At 71.2% G+C, this 24,273-nt stretch carries 19 protein-coding genes and 1 pseudogene; 10 read left to right on the top strand and 10 right to left on the bottom strand.

The window, feature by feature from the left end; genetic code table 11:
- Positions 1-162: 162 nt before the first annotated feature.
- Positions 163-1,062: a GNAT family N-acetyltransferase gene (locus N6H00_RS29785; RefSeq protein ID WP_268974915.1), complete on the top strand. Its 900-nt coding sequence runs from the start codon at positions 163-165 to the stop codon at positions 1,060-1,062.
- A 653-nt stretch (positions 1,063-1,715) separates the two neighbouring features.
- Here N6H00_RS29785 and acnA read toward each other — a convergent pair.
- The gene (gene acnA / locus N6H00_RS29780) at positions 1,716-4,433 is read right to left on the bottom strand and encodes an aconitate hydratase AcnA (RefSeq protein WP_329618571.1); all 2,718 of its coding nucleotides are present in this window, start codon (positions 4,431-4,433) and stop codon (positions 1,716-1,718) included.
- A 405-nt stretch (positions 4,434-4,838) separates the two neighbouring features.
- Here acnA and N6H00_RS29775 point away from each other — a divergent pair, with 405 nt between their 5' ends.
- Both N6H00_RS29775 and N6H00_RS29770 read left to right on the top strand, forming a co-directional pair.
- Entirely contained in the window at positions 4,839-5,738 is a 900-nt protein-coding gene (locus tag N6H00_RS29775; protein ID WP_268974913.1) for a LysR family transcriptional regulator, read from the top strand.
- Between the two features lie 72 nt (positions 5,739-5,810).
- Positions 5,811-6,368, top strand: coding sequence for a Uma2 family endonuclease (locus N6H00_RS29770; protein WP_268974912.1), 558 nt, complete (start codon positions 5,811-5,813; stop codon positions 6,366-6,368).
- A gap of 6 nt (positions 6,369-6,374) precedes the next feature.
- Here N6H00_RS29770 and N6H00_RS29765 read toward each other — a convergent pair whose 3' ends face one another.
- Both N6H00_RS29765 and N6H00_RS29760 read right to left on the bottom strand, forming a co-directional pair.
- On the bottom strand, positions 6,375-6,734 hold the full coding sequence (locus N6H00_RS29765) for a GntR family transcriptional regulator (RefSeq protein ID WP_268974911.1): 360 nt from the start codon (positions 6,732-6,734) through the stop codon (positions 6,375-6,377).
- A gap of 1 nt (position 6,735) precedes the next feature.
- On the bottom strand, positions 6,736-7,704 hold the full coding sequence (locus N6H00_RS29760; protein ID WP_268974910.1) for a DUF1648 domain-containing protein: 969 nt from the start codon (positions 7,702-7,704) through the stop codon (positions 6,736-6,738).
- A 125-nt stretch (positions 7,705-7,829) separates the two neighbouring features.
- Here N6H00_RS29760 and N6H00_RS29755 point away from each other — a divergent pair, with 125 nt between their 5' ends.
- From N6H00_RS29755 to N6H00_RS29735, 5 genes are all read left to right on the top strand, one after another.
- Positions 7,830-9,359, top strand: coding sequence for a helix-turn-helix domain-containing protein (locus N6H00_RS29755; protein ID WP_268974909.1), 1,530 nt, complete (start codon positions 7,830-7,832; stop codon positions 9,357-9,359).
- Between the two features lie 275 nt (positions 9,360-9,634).
- On the top strand, positions 9,635-9,835 hold the full coding sequence (locus N6H00_RS40240) for a universal stress protein (protein ID WP_329618570.1): 201 nt from the start codon (positions 9,635-9,637) through the stop codon (positions 9,833-9,835).
- A 305-nt stretch (positions 9,836-10,140) separates the two neighbouring features.
- A complete protein-coding gene (locus tag N6H00_RS29745) occupies positions 10,141-11,931 on the top strand; it encodes an IlvD/Edd family dehydratase (protein ID WP_268974908.1) in 1,791 nt (596 codons plus the stop codon).
- A complete protein-coding gene (locus tag N6H00_RS29740; protein WP_268974907.1) occupies positions 11,918-12,958 on the top strand; it encodes a C-terminal binding protein in 1,041 nt (346 codons plus the stop codon). Before N6H00_RS29745 ends, N6H00_RS29740 begins: the two co-directional genes overlap by 14 nt.
- Before the next feature lie 102 nt (positions 12,959-13,060).
- Positions 13,061-13,870 (top strand): universal stress protein, encoded by an 810-nt coding sequence (locus tag N6H00_RS29735; RefSeq protein ID WP_268974906.1) that lies wholly within the window; start codon positions 13,061-13,063, stop codon positions 13,868-13,870.
- A 292-nt stretch (positions 13,871-14,162) separates the two neighbouring features.
- Here N6H00_RS29735 and N6H00_RS29730 read toward each other — a convergent pair whose 3' ends face one another.
- From N6H00_RS29730 to N6H00_RS29715, 4 genes and pseudogenes are all read right to left on the bottom strand, one after another.
- The gene (locus tag N6H00_RS29730) at positions 14,163-15,563 is read right to left on the bottom strand and encodes a glucose-6-phosphate dehydrogenase (RefSeq protein WP_268974905.1); all 1,401 of its coding nucleotides are present in this window, start codon (positions 15,561-15,563) and stop codon (positions 14,163-14,165) included.
- Complete coding sequence (locus N6H00_RS29725; protein WP_268974904.1) at positions 15,560-16,654, bottom strand: glycoside hydrolase family 15 protein; 1,095 nt, start codon at positions 16,652-16,654, stop codon at positions 15,560-15,562. Before N6H00_RS29725 ends, N6H00_RS29730 begins: the two co-directional genes overlap by 4 nt.
- Before the next feature lie 361 nt (positions 16,655-17,015).
- Positions 17,016-17,387, bottom strand: a pseudogene (locus N6H00_RS29720) (trehalase-like domain-containing protein); the annotation flags it as partial.
- Between the two features lie 782 nt (positions 17,388-18,169).
- Entirely contained in the window at positions 18,170-18,958 is a 789-nt protein-coding gene (locus N6H00_RS29715; protein ID WP_268974903.1) for an FHA domain-containing protein, read from the bottom strand.
- Between the two features lie 212 nt (positions 18,959-19,170).
- On the opposite strand from N6H00_RS29715, the gene N6H00_RS29710 reads away from it, so the two are divergent.
- The gene (locus N6H00_RS29710; protein ID WP_268974902.1) at positions 19,171-19,605 is read left to right on the top strand and encodes a hypothetical protein; all 435 of its coding nucleotides are present in this window, start codon (positions 19,171-19,173) and stop codon (positions 19,603-19,605) included.
- 137 nt (positions 19,606-19,742) lie between these two features.
- Positions 19,743-20,249, top strand: a complete 507-nt coding sequence (locus N6H00_RS29705; RefSeq protein ID WP_268974901.1) for an ATP-binding protein — start codon at positions 19,743-19,745, stop codon at positions 20,247-20,249.
- On the opposite strand, the gene argF is transcribed toward N6H00_RS29705, so the two are convergent.
- From argF to N6H00_RS29690, 3 genes are all read right to left on the bottom strand, one after another.
- Positions 20,236-21,240, bottom strand: coding sequence for an ornithine carbamoyltransferase (gene argF, locus N6H00_RS29700; RefSeq protein ID WP_268974900.1), 1,005 nt, complete (start codon positions 21,238-21,240; stop codon positions 20,236-20,238). The genes N6H00_RS29705 and argF overlap by 14 nt on opposite strands.
- A gap of 132 nt (positions 21,241-21,372) precedes the next feature.
- On the bottom strand, positions 21,373-22,602 hold the full coding sequence (locus tag N6H00_RS29695) for an arginine deiminase (protein WP_268974899.1): 1,230 nt from the start codon (positions 22,600-22,602) through the stop codon (positions 21,373-21,375).
- 936 nt (positions 22,603-23,538) lie between these two features.
- Entirely contained in the window at positions 23,539-24,228 is a 690-nt protein-coding gene (locus tag N6H00_RS29690) for a hypothetical protein (RefSeq protein WP_268974898.1), read from the bottom strand.
- Positions 24,229-24,273: the final 45 nt, after the last annotated feature.

Genomic DNA, 24,273 nt, shown 5'->3' with positions numbered 1-24,273 from the left:
GGGGCCGTCGGCCGTAAGGGTGCCGGACGGTCTTGACACAGGCACCCGGTTGGCGGCGTACTGATCATTACAGCCACACTGACAACGTTGTCGCGTTCGCCGGTCGAGCAAGCCGCTTCCGCGTACCCGACAACCCCTCACCCGACGCGCCATCATGGGCGCATGATCCTCCGCCAGCTACGTGACACCGACGAGGACGCCGAGGCCGCATGGGAGGTGGTGGCCGCCGCCTTCGGGGACTCCGCCGCCCTCGCGGACGCCGCCACCGCCGCGGGCCAGGACGGATGGCCGCCGGGGTACGTCGCCGAGGTCCACGACCGGCACCGGCACCTCGCCCGCACCGACCCGGGCGGCTGCTGGATCGCCTTGGACGAGACCGGCATGCCACTCGGCGTGGCGGTGTCCGCACGGCGCGAGGGCACCTGGGGGCTTTCGCTGCTCGCCGTGCTGCCCCGTGCCCAGCGGCAGGGCGTGGGACGGGAGTTGCTGGCCGCGGCGCTGCTGTACGGACGGGGCTGTCTGCGCGGCATCATCCGCGGCTCGGAGGACTCGCGCGCCGCGGGCGTCTACCGGCGGGCGGGATTCGCCCTGCATCCGGCGATGCGGCTGCGCGGCACCGTCGGTCCGGAGACCAAGGAGCGGCTGTCCCCGCCCGACGGCGCGGTACACGAGGGGGTGGCCCGCCACCGCGACCTGCTGGACTCGGTGGACCGCCGCACCCGGGGCGGCGCGCACGGCGCCGACCACGAACTGCTGCTCACCCAGCGGCGGCTGCTGGTCGTGGACGACCTGGCGGGCAGCGGCTACTGCTACGTGAGCGACGACGGCGAGATCGAGCTGCTGGCCGCGACCTCGCGGCGGCTGGCCAAACGGCTGCTGACAGCGGCCCTGCTGTGCCTGCCGGAGGGCGCGGAGGCCCGGGTCCCGGGGCTGACGGCCGAGCAGCAGTGGGCGGTGGACGTGGGCCTCGAGGCCGGGCTGGAGCTGTCCACAAGCGGCTATGTGTGCCTGCGCGGAATGCCACCGCCGACGCCGTACATCCCCTCGGGGACGTTTCTCTGACCACACCGGCGGTGCTGGGGCACGCCAACGGTCCCGGGCCGCACCAACGGTCCCGGAACACGCCAGCGGTCTCGGGCCGCACTAGCGGTCCTGGGCCGCACCAGCGGTCCCGAGCCGCGCCAACGGCTCCCGGACCACCCCAGCGGCTCCCGGACCACCCCAGCGGCTCCCGGACCGCCCACGCTGATCCCGGACCACGCCAGCGGCTCCCCGACCACGCCAACAGTCCCGGACCACGTCGGCCGTCCCCGACCACGCCCAACGGTCCCAGGCCGCGCCAGCGGTCCCGGACCACGCCAACAGTCCCGGACCACGTCGGCCGTCCCCGACCACGCCAACAGTCTCCGGCCGCCTACGCGGACCCCGGACCACCCACGCGAACCCCCGCCGCGCCCACGCGGACCCCGGGCCGCATACGACGCGCCGCGGGCGGCCGCCGCCGAGTGCTGAGGTGGGTGGGCGGGCGGGCCGCGGGCCGCTCGGGCGGCGACGAGGACGTGGCGGGCAGGTCCGCCGGCACGGCCGCGCCGTGCGCGGCGCGGGCACAACACGCGATCCCCCCGCCGCGCACGCGGATTCCCCGCCGCGCACGCGGACGGGCCGCACCCCCTTCAGGAGTGCGGCCCGTCGCCGCTGCGTGCGTCGGCCGCGTCTTACTTGCGGATCAGCGAACGCAGCACGTACTGCATGATGCCGCCGTTGCGGTAGTAGTCCGCCTCGCCGGGGGTGTCGATGCGCACCGTGGCGTCGAACTCGACGTCGCCCGCCTTGACCTTGACGGTCTCCGGGATGCCGCCCTCGTTGAGCGCGGTGACGCCGGTGATGTCGAAGGTCTCCTCACCGGTCAGGCCCAGCGCCTCCGCCGAGGCGCCCTCGGGGAACTGGAGCGGCAGGACGCCCATGCCGATGAGGTTCGAGCGGTGGATGCGCTCGTACGACTCGGCGATGACGGCCTTGACGCCGAGCAGCGCGGTGCCCTTCGCGGCCCAGTCGCGGGAGGAGCCGGAGCCGTACTCCTTGCCCGCCAGGATGACCAGCGGGATGCCGGCCGCCTGGTAGTTCTGCGAGGCGTCGTAGATGAAGGAGACCGGGCCGCCGTCCTGCGTGAAGTCGCGGGTGAAGCCGCCCTCGGTGCCGGGCGCGATCTGGTTGCGCAGCCGGATGTTGGCGAAGGTGCCGCGGATCATGACCTCGTGGTTGCCCCGGCGGGAGCCGTAGGAGTTGAAGTCACGACGCTCGACACCGTGCTCGGTGAGGTACTTGCCGGCCGGGGTGTCGGCCTTGATCGCACCGGCCGGGGAGATGTGGTCGGTGGTGACCGAGTCGCCCAGCTTGGCCAGCACCCGGGCGCCGGTGACGTCCTGGACCGGGGCGGGGTCCATCGTCAGGCCCTCGAAGTACGGGGGCTTGCGGACGTAGGTGGACTCCGGGTCCCACTCGAAGGTGTTGCCGGTCGGCACCGGGAGCGACTGCCACTGGGCGTCACCGGCGAAGACGTCGGCGTAGCTGGTGTTGAACATCTCCTGGCCGATCGCAGAGGCGACGACCTCCTCGACCTCCTTCTCGGAGGGCCAGATGTCCTTCAGGTGGACCGGGTTGCCGTCCTGGTCGATGCCGAGGGCGTCCTTGGTGATGTCCACCTTCATGGAGCCCGCGATGGCGTAGGCGACGACCAGCGGCGGGGACGCCAGGTAGTTCATCTTGACGTCGGGGTTGATCCGGCCCTCGAAGTTGCGGTTGCCGGAGAGCACCGAGGTGACGGCCAGGTCGGCCTCGTTGACCGCCTTGGAGACCTCCTCCGGCAGCGGGCCGGAGTTGCCGATGCAGGTGGTGCAGCCGTAGCCGACGAGGTTGAAGCCCAGCTTGTCGAGGTACGGGGTGAGCCCGGCGCGGTCGTAGTAGTCCATGACGACCTTGGACCCGGGGGCCAGGGTGGTCTTGACCCACGGCTTGCGGGTCAGGCCCTTCTCGACGGCCTTCTTGGCCACCAGGGCGGCGGCGACCATGACGTACGGGTTGGAGGTGTTGGTGCACGAGGTGATCGCGGCGACGGTGACCGCGCCGTGGTCGATCTCGTACTGGCTGCCGTCGGGGGCGATCACCGGGGTCGGCTTGGTCGGCACGCCGTTGGTGACGGCCGGCGCGTCGGAGGCCGGGAAGGACTCCACGCCCGCCTCGTCGAGGTCGGCGACCGGCACGTAGTTGCGGACGTCCTGGGCGAACTTCTCGGCGGCCTCGGACAGGATGATCCGGTCCTGCGGGCGCTTGGGGCCGGCGATCGACGGGACCACCGTCGACAGGTCCAGCTCCAGCTTCTCGGAGAAGTCCGGCTCGGCGGCCGGGTCCAGCCACAGGCCCTGCTCCTTGGCGTACGCCTCGACGAGCGCGAGCTGCTGCTCGCTGCGGCCGGTGAGCTTCAGGTAGTCGATGGTCTCGGAGTCGATCGGGAAGATCGCGGCGGTGGAGCCGAACTCCGGCGACATGTTGCCGATGGTGGCGCGGTTCGCGAGCGGGATGGAGGAGACGCCCTCGCCGTAGAACTCCACGAACTTGCCGACCACGCCGTGCTTGCGCAGCATCTCGGTGATGGTCAGCACCAGGTCGGTGGCGGTGGTGCCGGTGGGCAGCGAGCCGGTGAGCTTGAAGCCGACGACGCGCGGGATGAGCATCGAGACCGGCTGGCCGAGCATCGCGGCCTCGGCCTCGATGCCGCCGACGCCCCAGCCGAGCACACCGAGGCCGTTGACCATGGTGGTGTGGGAGTCGGTGCCGACCAGGGTGTCCGGGTAGGCCTGGCCATTGCGGACCATGACGGTGCGGGCCAGGTGCTCGATGTTCACCTGGTGGACGATGCCGGTGCCGGGCGGAACGACCTTGAACTCGTCGAAGGCGGTCTGGCCCCAGCGCAGGAACTGGTAGCGCTCCTTGTTGCGGCCGTACTCCAGCTCCACGTTCTGGGTGAAGGCGTCCGGGGTGCCGAAGCGGTCCGCGATCACCGAGTGGTCGATGACCAGCTCGGCCGGGGCCAGCGGGTTGATCTTCGCCGGGTCGCCACCGAGCTCCTTGACGGCCTCACGCATGGTGGCGAGGTCCACGACACAGGGCACACCGGTGAAGTCCTGCATGATCACACGGGCCGGCGTGAACTGGATCTCCTGGCTGGGCTGGGCCTGCGAGTCCCAGCTGCCCAGTGCGCGGATGTGGTCGGCGGTGATGTTCGCGCCGTCCTCGGTGCGGAGCAGGTTCTCCAGCAGCACCTTCAGGCTGTACGGGAGCCGGGCCGATCCCTCGACCTTGTCCAGCCTGAAGATCTCGTACGATTCGTCGCCCACCTGCAGGGTGCTGCGGGCGTCGAAGCTGTTCGCCGACACGACAGTCTCCTTCATGCATGATTTCGCGCGTACCACCGCAATGCTGCCGTCACATGCCCGCGCCGATCCGCTAAGGTATGGCTAAGTTAGGTAAGCCTTACCGGCACGGGGGCGGCATTGCGCGCCTGCCAGCAGATATCTCGATGTCGAGATAACTCTAGTACATCGACCCCGCGCGGTCATGCCCTGCCCGGCGGTGGGCGCGTTCCGGGTCGGTTCACCGGTAAGGGTGATCGCGTGCCGGAAGGTTCCCCGGTACCGGCGTCCCGCGTTAGACCTGGGGCCATGAGCACGCACGCGGACGCGACCGCCGGCCCCGGAACGGACGACGACCGGGCCCGAACCGGCCCCGGCCACCCCCCAGTTGCGAACTGAGCCACCCCCCGCCACCGCGATACTGCTGCCATGGACCCGCATCTGCTCCGTACGTTCGTCTCCGTGGCCCGCTGCGGATCCTTCTCCGACGCCGCGCATCAGCTGGGTTTCACCCCGGCGGCGGTCCGCGAGCACATCGCCTCCCTCGAAGCGGATCTGCGCACGGCGCTGCTGACCCGGCGGCCCGTCATGCTCACCAGCGCGGGCGCACGGCTGCTGGAACACGCCGGACCGCTGCTGCTCCGGCTGGACGCGGCGCGGGCCGACGTCGAACGGCTGTCGGCGTCGGGCACCGCCCGGCTGGCGGTGGGGGCCTCACCGCTGGCGATGACCCCGAGGATCGCCACGGCCCTGGACCGGGCGCGCCGGGCCCACCCGGCCATCCGGACCTCGCTGCGGATCCTCGGCCGCCGGGAGATCCCGGCGGCGGTCGCGTCCGGGGCGCTGGACCTGGGGCTGATCGACGGCCCGGCCACCCCCGCCGACGCCCTTCCGCTGCCCGAGCTGGGTCCGCTCACCACGGTCCCGGTCGCGGAGGCCCCGCTGGTGGTGGCCCTGCCCACCGGCCACCCGCTGACCCGCCGGCTCGGGCTGCGGCTGGCCGACCTCGCCGACGCCCACTGGCTGGACGCCCCGGACGCCGCCATGCCGCTCGGCCGGCTGCGCGCGCTGACCCACACCGGCGGCTTCCGCGCCACCCTGACGTACGAGGGCACCGACGTACGCGGGCTGATCGCCCTGACCGCCGCCGGACACGGCCTCGCCCTGCTCCCCCACCCGGCCACCAAGGGCGCCCCCGGCATCGTCACCGTCCCCCTGATCACCCCCCGCCTGGTCCACCGCACCGAACTCCTCCACGGCCCCGCCGTCGACGGCCCGGCCCGGACGCTGGCGGCGCTGGTGACGGGGGATCGTCACCGGTACGGGTGAGAGAGCAACCGGACGCAACCCCCGTGAAGCGGCAGCCACGATCCTTGCCATCCGCTACCGATGGGAGGACCGATGAACGCACCAGCACACGTCTACGCCCCCGACGACCCGGAGACGGCCCTCAAGTACGCCGTCCAGCGCATCCGGGGCTTCGACCGAGTGCAGGTCATCGAAGGGCTGATCGAACCACTGTCACCGAGTTGGGATCATGAGCGCACCGCCGCCAAGCTCCGGCAGCAGCTCACCCCCGTGCTGCCCGCACTGGGGTGCATGGCGGGGTCGGGAGACCTCGATCTGACCGGCAGCCCGAATTGGTTCGTACCGGATCTTGCCGTCGTGCCGCGCGAACTCGCCAAGGGCGGAGGAGCCCTGGTCCCCGGCCAGACCCTCCTGATCGTCGAGGTCACCTCCGACTCGAACGGGGACACCGACCGGATCGTCAAGCGGCGCCGCTACGCCGAGTACGGAGCCCCGCTGTTCCTGCTGGTCGACCGGCAGCAACGGACCTGCACCCTCTTCTCCGCCCCCGGAGACTTCGGCTACACCAAGGTGGACGGCCCCCACCCCTTCGGCACCCCCCTCCCGCTCCCTGAGCCGTTCGGCCTGGAGCTGGACACCTCCGACTTCTGATGGGCGTCAGCCGCCCGCGAGGCGGGTTCTGACCAGGGTCAGGACCTCCTCGTCCGTCAGGCCGAGGGCGCGGGCCTCCTCCACCAGGCCCTGGACGCCCTCCAGGAGCCGGGCGCGGGCGGTGGGCTGGTCGCCGGTGACGACCGCGCCGCGGCCGCGGCGCAGTTCGATCAGGCCCTCCTCGCGGAGCCGCTGGTAGCCGCGCAGGACGGTGTGGACGTTGACGCCGAGCGATGCGGCGAGCGCGCGGGCGGCGGGGAGGCGTTCGCCGGGGCGTACGGTGCCGTCGGCGATCGCGCCACGCACGGAGGCGGCGATCTGGTCGGCCAGCGGCGCCGCGGAACGGGGGTCGACTCGGAAGAGCATCTCAGCCGCGCTCTCCCGGTCCGCGGCGGTCGCGCTCGATCAGCGTGTTGAGCAGGGCGGCGGCGGTGCCGGCGTCGTCCACCGTGACCGCGAACTCCCGGCCCGTGGCCAGCCGCAGGAACAGCGCGTCGCCCGAGCGGAACACCAGCGCGCTGCCCCCGCCGCGGATCCGGTAGCCCCATCCGCCGAGGCTCAGCGCGTCGGCCTCGCCGCTGGTGGCCCGCTCGATGCGGGCCAGCGGTATCCGCATCCTGGGCTGCGGGGCGCACCACGGGGCGACGGTGAGGCCGCGGCGGTCGACCGTCACCCGGCAGCGGGCCAGCGCGGTGGAGATCAGCCCGATGACGATCAGCCACACCTCCGCCCCTGAACCCCCGGCGGCCAGCACCGCGCCCAGCAGCGTGGTCCCCACGCCCACGGCGAGCAGCACGGGCGAGCCGACGGTGCGCGTCCAGCTGGCGACCTCGCCGTCGGCCAGCGGGAGGCGGGGCGCGGCGGCCGGTGTCCCGGGCCCGGCCCCGGGTGCCGTGTCCGGGCCCGCGAGCAGCCATCCCAGGGCGCCCATGGCGCCCGCCACGGCGAGGGCGACGCCCAGTTGCCACAGCGGCTGGGACACCCGGGAGGCGCGGACGGCGTCGGCGTTGGCGAAGAGCACGGCCGCGAAGCAGTAGCCCAGCAGCCCGGAGGTGCCGTAGCCGATGGCGACCATGGGCCGCTGGGCGCGGAGTGTCCTGCCCGCGCGCAGGGCGCCCATCGCGATGAGGAGGCCGGAGCCGAGCAGCACGGCGGTCGCCACCGTAAGGAACGCACCCGGACCGGTGAATCCGTCGGCCTCCCCGCCGGTGCCGAAATGCGTCGCGAGCGGGTCGGGCAGCCGGTCCCGCAGCCCGGCGAAGACCGCCAGGACCACGGCCCAGGCCAGCACGGAGGGCAGGAGCAGGACGAGTGCGCGCCGCCGGACAGGACTCACATCGGCCTCCTCGGTTCATTTAACTTGTTCGCATACTAGTAGAACAATGCCCCGACCGAACGGCCGTCACCCCTTCCGCCTCCCCGGTCGCATGCGCATCTCATATCTGAGATAGCCTCTTCTGTATGACTGACGACTACCTCTCACGTATCGGCAAGCTCATCCGTGACGCCCGACAGCACCGGGGCTGGACCCAGTCCCAGCTCGCGGAGGCTCTCGGCACAAGCCAGAGCGCGGTCAACCGCATTGAGCGGGGCAACCAGAACATCAGCCTTGAGATGATCGCCAGGATCGGCGAGGCCCTGGACAGCGAGATCGTCTCCCTCGGCTACGCGGGCCCCATGCACCTTCGGGTGGTCGGCGGCCGCCGTCTGTCGGGTGCCATCGACGTCAAGACGAGCAAGAACGCGTGCGTGGCGCTGCTGTGCGCCACGCTTCTCAACGCGGGCCGCACCACGCTGCGGAGGGTCGCCAGGATCGAGGAGGTCTACCGCATCCTCGAGGTGCTGGGCAGCATCGGCGTCCGCACCCGCTGGATCAACGACGGCGCCGATCTGGAGATCGTGCCGCCCGCCGAGCTGGACCTCGACGCCATGGACACCGAGGCCGCGCGCCGGACGCGCAGCGTCATCATGTTCCTCGGTCCGCTGCTGCACCGGATGGACCGCTTCCGGATTCCCTACGCGGGCGGTTGCGACCTGGGCACCCGCACCGTGCAGCCGCATATGACCGCGCTGCGCCACTTCGGCCTCGAAGTGACCGCCACCGACGGGATGTACCACTCCCGCGTCGACCGCTCGGTCTCCCCCACCCGCGCCATCGTGCTGACCGAACGGGGCGACACCGTCACCGAGAACGCGCTGCTGGCGGCCGCCCGGCACGACGGGGTCACGGTGATCCGCAACGCCTCCTCCAACTACATGGTCCAGGATCTCTGCTTCTTCCTGGAGGAGTTGGGCGTCAAGGTCGAGGGCGTGGGCACCACGACGCTCACCGTCCACGGCGTCGCCCACATCGACCGCGACGTCGACTACTCGCCCTCCGAGGACCCGGTCGAGGCGATGAGCCTGCTGGCCGCCGCCGTCATCACCGAATCGGAGCTGACGATCCGCCGGGTGCCGGTGGAGTTCCTGGAGATCGAGCTGGCCGTCCTGGAGGAGATGGGACTGGACCACGAGCGCGGCCGGGAGTACGCGGCGGACAACGGCCGCACCCGGCTGGTCGATCTGACCGTGCGGCCGTCCAAGCTCCAGGCCCCCATCGACAAGATCCACCCGATGCCGTTCCCCGGCGTCAACATCGACAACGTGCCCTTCTTCGCGGCCATCGCCGCCGTCGCCCAGGGCTCGACGCTGATCCACGACTGGGTCTACGACAACCGCGCGATCTACCTCACCGAGCTCAACCGGCTCGGCGCCCACGTCAAACTCCTCGACCCGCACCGTGTCCTGGTCGAGGGCCCGACCCGCTGGCGCTCCGCCGAGATGATGTGCCCGCCCGCCCTGCGCCCCGCGGTGGTCGTCCTGCTCGCGATGATGGCGGCCCCGGGCACCTCGGTGCTGCGCAACGTGTACGTCATCAACCGTGGTTACGAGGACCTGGCGGAGCGGCTGAACTCGATCGGCGCCCAGATCGAGACGTTCCGGGACATTTGACAGCTCTGGCGGAGAGAGCGGCAAACCCCCTCTGGTCTGCGCACATGCCAGGCCGGAGGGTACTTGTTGGTGTCTCTGGGACCTTTCTGGGACTTCAGGCCGGCCGAGGAGCTGACCTGCCCGACCTGCCGCGGCCTCGGAGGAGGCCGTGGCGGCTTCCGGTCCGTCCGCGCCTCCCGAACTGCGCGTCCGGCCCCTTTGACCGAAGCTGATGCTGACACCCGTACTCGGCCGGCCGAGTCAGTCGCCCGCCACTGGCGAACCGAGGAGGATCCGTGGCTGACTGGAAGCAGAACACCGAACGCGTCGTGGTCGGAGTGGACGGATCGGACTCGTCGAAACAAGCGCTGCGCCGGGCCGTACGTGAGGCCGGACTCACCGGCGGCACGGTGGAGGCGCCGACCGCCTGGACTGTTCCCCAGTCCACGGCGCGCTCGGCTGGTTGCCCCCGTCGAGCAGCGACGAGGCAGCGGTGAAGGCACGGGCGCACAGCCGCTCTCGTCCAGGTCGTGGGGGTGGCGGAAACCGTGGGAGAGCCGCCACCAGTGGATCTACGTACCGAGGCCCGCCACGGCACCGCAGCCGACGTCGCGTCCAGCAGGCCGGGTGTCCGGTGGTCGTGGTGCGCGACGACGGCCGCTGAGCGAGGGTGACAACGCCACCCGCACCCTGTCGACGTCGGACCGGAACCTCACGACCTGCCGAATCAGCGCTTTTGGACCTTCGACTTCCTTTCCCGGTCTCGCGGCGACAGCCCGGACCGGTCGGCGAGGAGCTGAGCATGTCACCGACGGAGCGCACCGCAGGGGAACTGCGCAGCCAGGCATGGTGGGACAACGCGGAAAAGCCGGAGATGACGGCCCTGTATCTCGAGCGGTTCCTGAATTACGGCCTCACACGGGCAGAGCTTCAGTCGGGCCGGCCGATCATCGGAATCGCCCAGACGGGCAACGACCTGGTCCCCTGCAACCGTCACCATCTCGCCCTCGCCGAGCGGGTCAGGGACGGAATCCGCGACGGTGGCGGAATCCCCCTCGAGTTCCCCGTCCATCCGTTGCAGGAGACCGGAAAACGTCCCACCGCGGCACTGGACCGGAACCTCGCCTATCTCGGACTGGTCGAAGTCCTCTACGGATACCCGCTCGACGGGGTGGTCCTGACGACCGGCTGCGACAAGACAACGCCCGCCTGCCTGACCGCGGCGGCGACGGTGAACATCCCGGCGATCGTGCTGTCCGGGGGACCAATGCTCAACGGCTATCACAACGGTATGCGCACGGGCTCGGGGCTGGTGATCTGGCAGTCGAAGCGGCTTCTGGCCAGCGGAGAGATCGACCACGACGAGTACATGGCACGGGTGACCGCCTCCGCGCCCAGCATCGGACACTGCAACACGATGGGCACCGCACTGTCGATGAACAGTCTGGCCGAGGCACTGGGCATGTCCCTTCCCGGCTGTGCGGCGATCCCGGCCCCCTACAACGAACGGGCGCAGATGGCCTATGAGACGGGCCTGCGAGCGGTGGCCCTGGTGCGAGAGGACCTGCCCCCGCGCAAGATCATGACCCGGCACGCCTTCGAGAACTCGATCGTCGTCGCGTCGGCCATCGCGGCGTCGACCAACGCGCCCGTCCACATCAACGCCATCGCCCGGCACGCCGGTGTGGACCTGTCCAACCAGGACTGGCAGCACGTCGGGCGCGACATCCCGGTACTGGTGAACCTCGCTCCCGCTGGAGAGTTCCTCGGCGAGGACTTCTACCGCGCCGGCGGCGTCCCAGCGGTCATGCGGTCGCTGCTGGAAGCGGGACGCCTGCACGGCGACGCCATGACCGTCTCGGGCCGCTCCCTGGCCGAGAACCTGGAGAACGCCCCGCCCGCCGATCCGGCGGTCATCCGCCCCTTCCACGACCCCGTGACCACGAGCGGCGGACTGCTCGTCCTGACCGGAAACCTATTCGACTCCGCGATCATGAAGACGTCGGTCATCGGGGACAGCTTCCGGGCCCGTGGGCTGCCGCACTCCGGCGGTCCGTCGGTGTTCGAGTTCCGCGCCGTCGTCTTCGACGGGCCCGAGGACTACCACGCCCGCATCGAGGACCCGGAGCTGGACATCGACCAGGACTGTCTCCTCGTCATCCGGTACACCGGGCCCGTCGGGTATCCGGGCTCGGCCGAGGTCGTGAACATGGAACTTCCCGCGGGGCTGGTCCAACGAGGCATCACCGCGCTGCCCGCGCTCGGAGACGGCCGGCAGAGCGGCACGTCGGACGCGCCGTCCATCCTCAACGCCAGCCCCGAAGCGGCGGTCGACGGCAACCTCGCCATCCTGCGCAGCGGTGACCGGGTCCGGGTCGACCTGGACAACGCACGCGTCGACGTCCTCCTGTCGGACGAGGAGATCGCCGCGCGGCGGGCCGCCCACACACCTCCCGCCCTGGAACACCAGACACCGTGGCAGGAGATCTACCGTGCCACGGTCGGCCAACTGGACAGCGGAGCCTGTCTGGAGCTTGCCGTGGCGTACCAGGACCTCGTCCACACGAAGGGGATCCCCCGTGACTCGCACTGACTCCCCCGGAACGATTCTGATCGCCGACTCCGACTTCGGCGATGCGGACATCGAACGCGCGATCGTCGAAGGTGCCGGACTGCGGCTCCTCGCCGCGCAGTGCAAGAGCGAGGACGAGGTGATCGAGGCGGGACGCGAGGCCGACGGCGTGCTGACCCAGTACGCGCGCGTCGGCTCCCGCGCCGTCGCCGCGTTGACCCGCTGCCGGGTGATCGCCCGCTACGGCACCGGCGTGGACATCGTCGACATCGATGCCGCCACCCGGCACGGCATCCAGGTCACGAACGCCCCGAGCGAGTGGTGCGCCGAAGAGGTCGCCGACCACGCCGTCGCGCTCTGGCTCGCGGCCGCCCGGAAGATCTGCCGGTACGACCGGGCGACCCGGCAGGGCGAATGGCACTGGAAGACCGGGATGCCCATCCACAGACTGCGGGGACAGGTACTGGGCCTGCTGTCGTTCGGGGCCATCGCACGGCTCATCGCCGAACGCGTGAAGGCGTTCGGCGTCGAGGTCTGGGCCCATGACCCGTTCATCGACCAGTCCGTGATCCGGGGTGCCCGGGTCCGGCCGGTGTCCTTCGACGACTTGGTGGAAGGCTCCGACCACGTGGTGGTCCAGACGCCGCTCACCCCGCAGACACACCACACCTTCGACCGCGCGACGCTCCGGCGGATGAAGCCGACCGCCGTCCTCGTCAACACGGCGCGCGGACCGATCGTGGACGACGCGGCGCTCCACCAGGCACTCACCGAGGGATGGATCGCCGGTGCGGCGCTGGACGACATCGAGGAGGAACCCGCGAAACAGCGCGCATGGCTTCCGACGAATACCCTCCTCGAACTGCCCAACGTGGTCGTCACCCCCCACGCGGCCTACTACTCGGAGGAAGCCGTCAGGACGGTACGGACCATCGCCGCCGAGGAAGCCGTAAGGGTGCTGACCGGGCAGCCGGCGCGTTTCCCGGTGAACCGACTGCCGGCCGAGTCCCGCCCGCCCCGCGACGGCCCTCCCTCCTCCGGGTCATGACCGTCCGCCCGTCTCCGGCCGACTGGCGGCGGGGCTCGGCCGGAGTGAGGCTCGGACCTGGAGTGCCTGACGGGACTGGAACGACGCGAACGTGGAGGCACAATGAGTGGTCTGGTCGTCGTGGGAGTGGATGGCTCGTCCTCGAGCGACGCCGCCGTGGCACAGGCCGCACGGGAAGCCAGGAGGCGTGGTGCGAGGCTCCGTGTGGTGCACGCCCTGAGCTGGCCGGTCAGGCCCATGTACGCGCCACTGGATCCGACGCCGATCCACCGCCTGGCCCACGACGCCGCAGAACACGCCCGCAGTGTGGTGCCCGAGGTGGACGTCACCCATGCCGTGGTCGTCGGCGACGCGGCGCCCGTGCTGTCGGCCGAGTCGCGAACCGCGGATCTGGTGGTCGTCGGCCGCCGGGGCATCGGGAAGTTCGTCGGTATGCTGCTGGGTTCGACCGCGGTGTCCCTGGTCGGTCAAAGCCATTGTCCGGTACTGGTGGTCCGTGAGGAGCCAGATGACATCGGGCCGGTGGTACTGGCCGTCGACGGCTCCCCGGAAGGTGAGAAGGCCGTCGAGTTCGCCTTCGCCGAAGCGTCCTTGCGGGGGTCCGAGATTTACGCCGTGCACGCGTGGCAGCCCGACCTGGCGCCGCCTGGCACGGGAGCGGAGAGCGCGGAACGTCTGCTGGCCCTGTCAGTCGCCGGTCACAGGGAAAGGTATCCGGACATCACCGTCAGGCAGCAAGTGCTGAGCGGTGAGATCCGCGAGGTCCTGATCGAAGCGAGCCGGAACGCGCAGTTGATGGTGGCCGGAGCTCGGGGACGCGGTGGCTTCTCCGGACTGCTCCTGGGCTCGGTGAGCCAAGCACTCCTGTACCACGCGCACTGCCCGGTCGCCATCGTTCGGGACACAGCGTGAGCGGTGGCATCGGGGCGGCCGACCAGCTCAGGAGGACCCCGTACCCGCGCGGACCGGCCCGGACGGCGGCGCCTGTGCGTCGCGAGCTGGGAGTCGAGCAGGGTCTCGGGGATGAACACGGCGGGGCAGGCCGACCTCAACGTGTCCCGGTAGCGCCGCCGCAGCGCACCAGGCGGTCGGCCGGCTCCCGGGCGACGGTCGACTTCCCGGCCCCGGACACTCCCTCCTGTGACGACGGCACAAGGAGAGGTCTGTCGAGATCACTCCGTCGGCCGGACGGTGCAGCCGGGCGCTAGTGCAGCGAGTCGTCCCGCCGCCCCGCAGTGGTGTGGCGCGGCGGCGGTCCGTCCGAGCCGGCCGGATACTCGTCGAGGGGCACGAGGCCCCTTTCCCAGGCGGACAGGACCGGTTCGACGACGCGCCACGCCTCCTCGGCCTCGTCTCCGCGGATCGACAGGGCCGGGTCCCCGTCGAGAACGTCCATCAGCAGACGGCCGTAGGCCGGCAGAGCGGGAGCGTCCATGCGGGCGCCCAACGAGAGCTGCGTGAGGGCCTCGGCACGCGAGCCGATGGCGGTCATGTCCAGGCTGAGGCTTTCCGGCTCCAGTCCGAAGCGCAGCACGTTGGGCCGGACGTCCTGGTCCTCCCCGAACGGCAGGTGCGGAACGGAACGGAAGCGCACCGCGACCTCCTTGCGGTCCCTGCCCAGGGCCTTGCCGCTGCGCAGGCGGAACCGGGTGCCCGCCCAGCGCCAGCTGTCCAGTTCCAGATCGATCTCGGCGAGGGTCTCCGTCCCGCGCCGCGCGTCCACGCCTTGCTCGTCGGTGTAGGCGGGCACTTCATGGCCACCGCACGTGCCGGATGAGTAGCGGGCGCGACGCGTGCGCTCCACGATCTCCTGGTCGGTCAGCAGCCGTACCGAGCGCAGCACGTCGACCTTGCGGTCGCGCAGGTCTCGCTCACCGAGGGTGAGCGGTGGCTCCATGGCGACCAGACACAGCAGTTGCAACAGGTGGTTCTGCACCATGTCCTTCAGCGCGCCCACGTGATCGTAGTAGCCGGCCCTTCCTTCCAATGCGAGGGTCTCGTCCCAGACGATCTCGATCTCGGCGATGTGGGTGCTGTTCCAGATGGGTTCCAGGACCCGATTGGCGAGCCTGCTGCCGAGAACGTTCTGGACGGTCGTCATGGCCAGGAAGTGATCGACCCGGAAGACGGCGCGCTCGGGCACGAGGTCCGCGAGCAGCCGGTTCAGTTCCTGGGCGCCGGCGAGGTCCTCGCCGAAGGGCTTTTCCAGGACGACGCGGCTGCCCCGGGGCAGCCCCGCCTCGTGGAGCGCGGTCACCGTGTCCGGGAAGAGGGCGGGGGGAAGCGCGAGATAGACGGCTGCGGGGTCATCACCGGCGACGACCGCCGCGACGTCCGCGGGGTTCGTGACATCGGCCCTGCGGTAGTCCGCCGAGGCCGTGACGGCCCTCCGGACGTCGGCCGGGAAGCCGGCTCCGTGCTTGTCGAGTTGGTCGCCCGCCCACTCCTGGTACCGCTTCCGGTCCCAGTTCTCCCGGCTGGCGGCCACCAGGCTGAACCGGTCGTCGAGATGTCCCGCCGCGCGCAAGGCGGCCAGCGCCGGAAGGAGGTAGCGGCCCATGAGGTCGCCCGTCCCGCCGAAGACGGCGAGTCGCCGTACGGTCATCGGGAACCGCCCTTCGCCCGGTCGAGGTTGACTCCGCTGGCGATGACGCCGATGTGGCTGAACGCCTGGGGGAAATTGCCCATGAAGGCTCCCGTGGTCGGGGAGATCTGCTCCGACAGCAGCCCCAGAGGACTCGCTCGCGAGCACAGCGACGTGTACAGTTCCTCGGCCTCTTCGACCCTGCCCTGGCCGATCAGGTTGTCGACCATCCAGAAGGAGCACAGAACGAAGGCACCCTCATCGCCCGCGAGGCCGTCGGGGTGCTCTTCGTGCAGGTAGCGGTAGAGCAGCCCGTCGCCGGCCGAGAGGCGCTCGGCGACGGCGCGGGTGGTTGCCACCATCCGCGGATGGTCGACCGGTACGACATGGCGCAGCGGCAGGTTCAACAGACTCGCGTCGACGATGCCGCCGCCGTCCAGGTAGACGCTCAGCGTCTGTGCTCTCTCGTCCCAGGACTGCTCCAGAATGAGGTCGCGCAGCCGGCCGGCCTCGGCACGCCAGCGGCCGGCGTCGCCGGGCAGTCCCAGGCGCTCGGCGATCTGGGCCCCCCGGTCCAGAGCCACCTGGCACAGACCGGCGGAGTAGGTGAAGGGGCGGCCGTCACTCCGGACCTCCCAGATGCCCTGGTCCGGTTGGCGCCAGGCGCGTCCGGCCGCGTCGGTGAGGCCGGCCAGACCGGCCCACATCGCGGGCTGGATCTCGCTTCCTCGACGCAGCCACTGGTCAGCGCAGTCCAGGATCTCGCCGTACACGTCGTGCTGTCGCTGGTCGGCGGCGCCGTTGCCCCAGCGGACGGGTGCGGAGCCGCGGTAGCCCTCCAGTCCGGCGTCCTCGATTTCGTCCGGCACTTGATCGCCGTCCAGGGTGTACATGATGCGAGGTCGGCGGCTGCGCTCGAACGCGTCGAGGACCCAGCCGAGGAAGGCGTCGGCCTCACCGTCGAAGCCGATGCGGCGCAGTGCGAAGACCGCGAACGCGGCATCCCGGATCCAGGCGTAGCGGTAGTCCCAGTTCCGAATTCCCCCGATGGGCGCGGGCAGGGACGATGTGGGGGCGGCGACGAGTGCACCGTTGCCCCAGTCGTCGCACATCTTCAGCGTGATCGCGGCACGCCGGGCGAGGGCGTGCTGGGGGCCCGGCGTAGTCGAAGGCCCACATCCACCGCCGCCACGCGTCGACTGTCTGGTGCACCATCGCGTCGGGGTCGAAGCGGTGGTGGCGGTGGAAGCGCCCCCAGGACAGCACAACGTCGAGGCGGTCCCCCTGCCTCAGGTCGTGTACGGTCCGCAGGCCGTCCACGGAGCGGTTGGACCGTAGGTGAAGACGCAGACCGGCGGAGTGAGCCGGCCGCACCTCCAGTCCGCTGTACAGGTGGTGGGTCTGCGCGCCGCCGCGTGGCTCCAGCTCCACGGCGAGGCGTACGGATCCCTCCAGGACCGTGACCGAGCGGACCAGTTCCCCGCGGCTCGACGGAGCGTCGTCGGAGAGATCGGCACCCGAGCGGAGGACCATGGCGTCCGTGACGCGCACCACGCCGGTGTCACTGCGCAGTTCCGTGTGCAGCACGCCGGTGTCCGTCTCATACCGTTGCCGCGCTTCGCGCAGGTTCTCGGGTGCCACGGCGAAGTGACCGCCCCGTGCGTGATCCAGTAGCGCGCAGAAGACTGGTTCGGAGTCGAACCGGGGCAAGCACATCCACGGGATGGTGCCGTCGAGGCCGACGAGTGCCGCGGTGGTGCCGTCCCCGATGAGGCCGAGGTCCTCGAGGGGCAGGTACCCGTCCGGCCGACGAACCGGCCGGAACGGTGGGTCGGGATCGTGCATGCCGTTACACTCCTTGACCGCTCGCGGGCTTTCCGCACACACCCCACGACACCGGCCACGTGCGCGTCTCGAAGGCGCGCCCCACCCCCTATGTACAGGCGTGCGCCATGCGTGGGGAGTCGGGCCGACCCGTCGCCAGTCCGCTCAGGAGACGCTCCCTCCGAAGATCGCGATCGTCCGACCGGGGTCTGGAACGCGCTGCTCCTGGCTTCCGCCCGTCGGCCTCCTCGTGCCCCGGCGTCGGGTCTTCCCGTGGCCCGGTGCTACCCCGCGCCGAGACACGAGCAGAGGTACGTACGAAAGCCTTCGTCGTCCGCACCGGGGCATAGCGGGAACCGAAGCGGATCGACTGTCCCGTGCAGTCCAGTTGGCGACAATTACCCGCTTTGCCTGCCCTCCTGTCGGTTCCAGATTCACCGAGATCGGCCCCCCTCGCAAGCCGCGACCATGGCCGGTTGCCCCTTCCAGTCGCGCGATCGTCACCGCGCCGGACGGCGCGGGCGGGAAGCGGGCGCATCGTCGGTCACAGCCTCACCCGAAACCAGCAGCACGGCGAACACACTGCGGCAATCGGGTACCAGAGCAAGGTGACCGGGGAGACGAGGGCTTCCGTGGCGCCGCCGGTGGTGGCTGAGGGCGCCGGACTCACGGCCGGTGCACGGGCACCGCCGTCCGCCGCCGCCGTCTGCTCGCCGGACCCTGTGCCTTCCCTCATGCTCAACCGCTTTCGATCAGGAACGCCAGTGACTCACTGCATCCGCAATCTGCGCAAAGTGGTACGTTCAGGGCGCGGGGTCGGACCAGTCGGAGTCGTCCTCCATCAGATCCAGGTCCGGCGGTACGAGCGTGGTGGACTCCACCAGCCCCTTGAGCAGGTTGTGCAGCAGGGCGTTGTCGGCGGGGCGGCCCTGCGACGGGTCGTGCAGCAGCGGGTATCTGAAGCCGGTGCGGTGCAGACGGCGGCGTACGGCCTCGATCCGGTACTCGATCTTGCGCTCGTTCCAGCCCGCGTCCGGGCGGAGGTAGCCGAGTTGCCTGGCCGCCATGGCGTACGTCATGGGTCTGGGGTCCTCCTCGTACAGCAGGTAGCGCTGGCCGAGGACGACCAGGAGCAGCCGTTCGTCGTCGTCGAGTTCCCAGGTCTCGGGCCGCACGGTGGCGGCGCGCCGCCGCGAGACCGGTCCCTGGTCGTCGTGGCCCGCCACGTACAGCTCGACCAGGTGCTCCCGGTAGCCGGAACCCTTGACGAACAGCGGGGTGTAGCCGGTGGCGAGCGGGATCGGCTCGGAGCTGAGGTGCATCATCCGGCCGCGGGGCAGCCGGACGAGCTGCCGCCCGGTGTTGCGCAGCCACCACTGCCCATGACGGTAGGTCAGCTCGCCGTGCCGCCTGCTCACCCGGAGATCGTCCACGCCCACGCCCAGGTCCACGTCCGGCTTCTCACCGCGCCCGAAGCAGACCGTCAGGCCGGGCCGCGGCGGGGCGCTGAGATCGCCGGTCACGGTGCGGGCGTGGAGCGTGCCGGGCGTGGTGGGCGCGACTCCGCGCGCGAGGCTGGTGGAGAGGGGCATCGGACGTCTCCTCGGGTCGGGGGGTGCTCGGCAGTGCACGGGCGCGACCACCAGGATCCGCGCCCCCTTCGGGACCCCTCCCCACGGCGAGCCCGTCCACACGCACGGTGCCGCGTCCCGGACGGGACGGGTCCCGGAGGTTCGGCCGGATGATGCCGGGCACGGCCCGGCGCCGGCCCCCGGCCGCCGGGCGAGAAGACAAGGAGGGCACCATGACCGGTTCATCGGACGACACCAACTGGCCCGGACCTCCCCCGCCCCAGCGTCCCGGACACATCACCGCGGCCGCCGTGCTGCTGGTCGCCTCGGCGCTGCTCAGCGCCACGATCGCGGTGAACGACCCGTCGATGACGCAGTTCGTGTATCTGCTGCTCTTCGTGACCATCGGTGCCGCCGTCCGCATCCGCAGGGGCGGACGCGCGGCGTGCGTCACGGCGACGGTGACCGCCGCGCTGTTCCTGGTCTATCTGGGGCCCCATGTGATGTGGGGGTTCTCGGATCCGGGCGGCCCGTTCCAGCCGGAGTACGCGGTGCGGGCCGTCCTGGCCATCGCGGCCTCGGGCACCGGCGTGAGCCTCCTGTACGCACCGCGGAGCCGCGCCTACTTCCGCGCGCACCGGCAGCAGACCGCCCGATCCGCCCGATGACCCCTCCCCATCCTGGCGGTTTGGCCATGTATGACCGATACACCTGAAAGGCCCCTGTCAGGCCCTAGGTCCCGTGAAGAGTGGTCCACGGTCCCTTCCGGCGCCATCGTCCGCTTCCTAGCGTCGAGGGCTGCGGTATGCCGCTTCACGCCGCCGACCGACGGGACCTCTTTGTGCACGATCCCACCCACACCGCCACCTGGCGCTTCACCCTGCCGCACACGACAGCCGCCGTGCCGCTGGCGCGTGCGCTGATCCGGAAGACCCTGGCCGACCTCGGGGCGTCCGTGGACGGCCACACGGCGGAGCTGCTGACGGCGGAGCTGGTGGCCAACGCGGTGCGGCACACGGCGGGCGACGAGCCGATAGAGCTGGTGGTGGAGCTGGTGCCGACCGGGGGCTGGCAGGTCGAGGTGCACGACCAGGATCCGAATCCGCCCGGCGAGCTGGACGCGCTGGGGCATCCCGACGGGCCCAAGAGACCCGACGGCCTCGCCGAGGGCGGACGCGGTCTGCTGCTGATCCGGACCCTCAGCGTGGACGCGGGCTACCGGCGGACCCCCTACGGCAAGGCCGTCTGGTTCGTCCTTTCGCCCACGGAGGACACCGCGGGCGGCGCTACGGACGGCGCTACGGAGCGCTGAGGGTCGCGACCAGCACCGCCTTGATCGTGTGCATCCGGTTCTCCGCCTCGTCGAAGACGACGGAGTGCTCGGACTCGAAGACCTCGTCGGTGACCTCCAGCTCGGTCAGCCCGTGCCGCTCGTGGATCTCCCGGCCGACATCCGTGCCCAGGTCGTGGAAGGCCGGCAGGCAGTGCAGGAACTTCACGGCGTCGTTGCCCGTGGCGCGCAGCACGTCCATCGTCACCGCGTACGGCCCGAGCAGCGCTATCCGCTCGTCCCACACCTCCTTGGGCTCCCCCATCGACACCCACACATCGGTGGCGACGAAGTCCGCGCCGCGCACCCCCTCCTCGACGTTCTCGGTGAGCGAGATCCGGGCACCGGAGGCCTCGGCCAGCTGCCGCGCCAGCTCCACGATGGTGTTGTCCGGCCACAGCAGCCTGGGCGCGACGATACGCACGTCCATGCCCAGCAGGGCGCCGGTGACCAGGTAAGAGTTGCCCATGTTGTACCGGGCGTCGCCCAGGTAGGCGTAGGCGATCCGCTCCAGCGGCTTCTCGCTGTGCTCGGTCATGGTCAGCACGTCGGCGAGCATCTGGGTGGGGTGCCACTCGTCGGTGAGGCCGTTGTAGACGGGCACTCCGGCGTGCGCGGCGAGTTCCTCGACGACGCCCTGGCCATGGCCCCGGTACTCGATCGCGTCGTACATCCGGCCGAGCACCCGCGCCGTGTCCTTCACCGACTCCTTGTGACCGATCTGGGAGCCGACCGGGTCGAGGTAGGTCGTCGAGGCGCCCTGGTCGGCGGCCGCGACCTCGAAGGCGCAGCGGGTGCGGGTGGAGGTCTTCTCGAAGACCAGGGCGATGTTCTTGCCCCGCAGCCGCCGCTCCTCGGCGCCCGCGCGCTTGGCCGCCTTCAGCTCGGCGGCGAGCTCGATGAGGCGGCGGAACTCGTCGGCGGTGAAGTCCAGCTCCTTGAGGAAGTGGCGGCCGGTGAGGTCAATCGCCATAAGGGTGGCTCCTAGGTCACGGCGAACACGGTGGTCAGCGGCTGCGGCTACGACTGCGGCGCCGCGGCCGGAAACCATGGAAGCATATACGAGGCTCTGCATATATACAGAGGCTGGGGGGTGACCCCGGCGTTACGGCTCCACGGGGTCCCGTTCCACCGGACAGCTCATGCACCGCGGCCCGCCCCGGCCCCGGCCCAGCTCACTGCCCGGGATGTCGATGACCTCGATACCGCACTTGCGCAGATGGGTGTTGGTCGTCGCGTTCCGCTCGTAGGCCACCACCACACCCGGCTCGACCGCCAGCACATTGCAGCCGTCGTCCCACTGCTCGCGCTCCGCCGCGTGGACGTCCTGCGTGGCCGTGAGCACGCGGATCGAGTCCAGGCCCAGGGCCGCGGCTATCGCGCGGTGCATATGCTCCGGCGGATGGTCGGTGACCTTGAGGTCACGGCTGCCCGCGCCCGGCTCGATGGTGTACGAGCGGAGCATCCCCAGCCCCGCGTACTGCGTGAAGGTGTCCCCGTCCACCATGGTCATCACGGTGTCCAGGTGCATGAACGCCCGCCCCTTGGGCATGTCGAGCGCCACGATCGTCCGGGCCGAACCTGCCTCGAAGAGCCGGTGCGCGATCATCTCCACCGCCTGCGGGGTGGTCCGCTCGCTCATCCCGATCAGCACCGCCCCCTTGCCGAGCACCAGCACATCGCCGCCCTCGATGGTCGAGGGGTACGCGGCCTGGCCCTCCGACCAGACGTGGAAGTCCTCGTCCGCGAAAAGCGGATGGTGCCGGTAGACGGCCTCGTAGTGCACCGTCTCGTGCCAGCGGGCGGGCCAGCGCATCGCGTTGATCGACACCCCGTCGTACACCCAGGCGGAGGCGTCCCGGGTGAAGAGGTGGTTCGGCAACGGGTTGACCAGGAAGTCATCGGGCTCCATGGCGTGGAAGCGCACGGAGACCGGCTCCGGGTACCGCTCCAGATACTCCCGCTTGGTCATGCCACCGATCAGCGCCTCGGTCAGCTCCGGAGCGGTCAGCTCGTCGAAGGCGGCGCGCAGGCGGTCGGTGGCCAGGGGGCCGTACTCCTTCTCGTCGAAGACCCGGTCCAGCACCAGCGCCCGCGCCTCGGGCAGGACCAGGCTCTCGGTGAGCAGATCCCCGAAGAGATGGACCTCGACCCCGCGGTCGCGCAGGACATCGGCGAAGCCGTCGTGCTCCTGGCGGGCCCGGCGCACCCACAGGACGTCGTCGAAGAGCAGCGCGTCCTTGTTGGACGGCGTGAGCCGCTTGAGCTCGAGGTCGGGGCGGTGCAGTATGACGCGGCGCAGCCGCCCGGCCTCGGAGTCGACATGGAATCCCATGACCCCATCTTCGTCGCTCACGGCCCGCTGTGACCGCTTCACGACACGGATCTGTGCGGATCTCTGGGGGGCTTTGGGGGTCTCGCGGGTTTCGGGGGTCTCGCGGGTTTCGCGGGTTTCGCGGGACTCGCTGATCTCGCGGGCCTCCGCAGGTCTCGCGGGCCTTCGCACGTCTCGCGTGATTCGCGGGTCTCGCTGATCTCGCGGGCCTCCGCAGGTCTCGCGGGCTTTCGCAGGTCTCGCGTGATTCGCGGGTCTCGCTAATCTCGCGGGCCTCCGCACGTCTCGCGTGATTCGCGGGTCTCGCTGATCTCGCGGGCCTCCGCAGGTCTCGCGGGCTTTCGCAGGTCTCGCGTGATTCGCGGGTCTCGCTAATCTCGCGGGCCTCCGCACGTCTCGCGGGCCTCGCGGGACTCGCGGGCCTCCCTACGTCTCGCGGGCCTCGCGGGTCTCGCGGGACCTGCTGGCCTCGCGGGCCTCCGCAGGTCTCGCTAATCTCGCGGGCCTCCGCACGTCTCGCGGGCCTCGCGGGACTCGCGGGTCTCGCGGGCCTCGCGGGCCTCTCTACGTCTCGCGGGTCTGCGGTCTCGCGAATTTCTTCCGCCGATCGCGGTCCGGCGGTGGGGGTGCGCGCGGGACATGTCATGGGCTCGCTGCGGGCGGGAACGGGCACCGCCGGGGAAGCGGCCCGCCCGTCGGCCCCGGCGGGACGAGGCGGCGGACCCGGCAGGAGCAGAGACATCGGCCCCGGCGAAGGGGCAGGTCGACGGGAGGGCGGCCTGCCGGCCGGCCTCGGCGGAGGCGGGGCAACGGGGAAGCGGCCCGACGGTCGGCCCCGGCAGGACGAGGCGGCCGACCCCGGCGGGGGCGGGGCAGCGAGAGAACGGCCAGCCCGTCGGCCCCGGCGGGGGCGGGGGCCTGGGTCGGGTGGGGTGGTCAGCCGGCCGCGATCACGACGATCAGCACCAGCGCGACCGCGATCAAGCCCAGCAGGGCGGAGACCCACAGCTGGCCGGGCTGGAGGTCGATGCGGCCCCCGTCGTCGGTGCCCCGGCGCCACCAGTGCCGCCGGACCTCGTGCCGGGCGGCGCGGGCCGCCGCCTCCTCGTGCTCCCGGCACTCCTCGGCCACGCCGCCGAACAGCGCCTTCCAGCCCTTCTCGCCGAACCCGGTGGGCTGCCGGGTGCCGGCGATCCGGCGCACCACCTCCCGGCCCGCGCCGTCGCCGGCCGTCCACAGGCCGGGCAGGACGCACGCCATCAGCTCCGGTACCGCACCGCGCTGCGCGTACGGGCGGACGAGCCCCTCGTACAGCATCAGCGCGTTACGCACCCGCAGCCGGCGGTCCACGTCGCCGGCCGCTCCGGCCGTACCACCCGGGGCGCGGGGCGGCGGGTCGAGATAGAGCTGGGCGACCAGCACCTTCTCGCAGACCGCGGCCGCTGGCTCCGGTCCGCGCTCGGGCGCGCGGCGCACCAGCTCGACCACGACGCGGGTGGCCCGCTCGGCGGGCAGTCCCTCGTCGAGCGCGCTCAGCAGCAGGCCGTCGTCGGCCTCCCGCAGCGCCGCGGGCAGGGCGTCCCCGCCGTGGCGCAGCGCCTCGCGCAGCGTGCGCGCCCCGGTCACCGAAACCCGGGGCACCGCCGGGCCTGTGGAACCCGCGAGGCCTGC

The organism is Streptomyces sp. S465 (assembly GCF_026898115.1).
GTDB lineage: Bacteria > Actinomycetota > Actinomycetes > Streptomycetales > Streptomycetaceae > Streptomyces > Streptomyces luomodiensis.
Note: the sequence above shows the minus strand (reverse complement) of the source record. Positions and strands in the feature narration are given on the sequence as shown.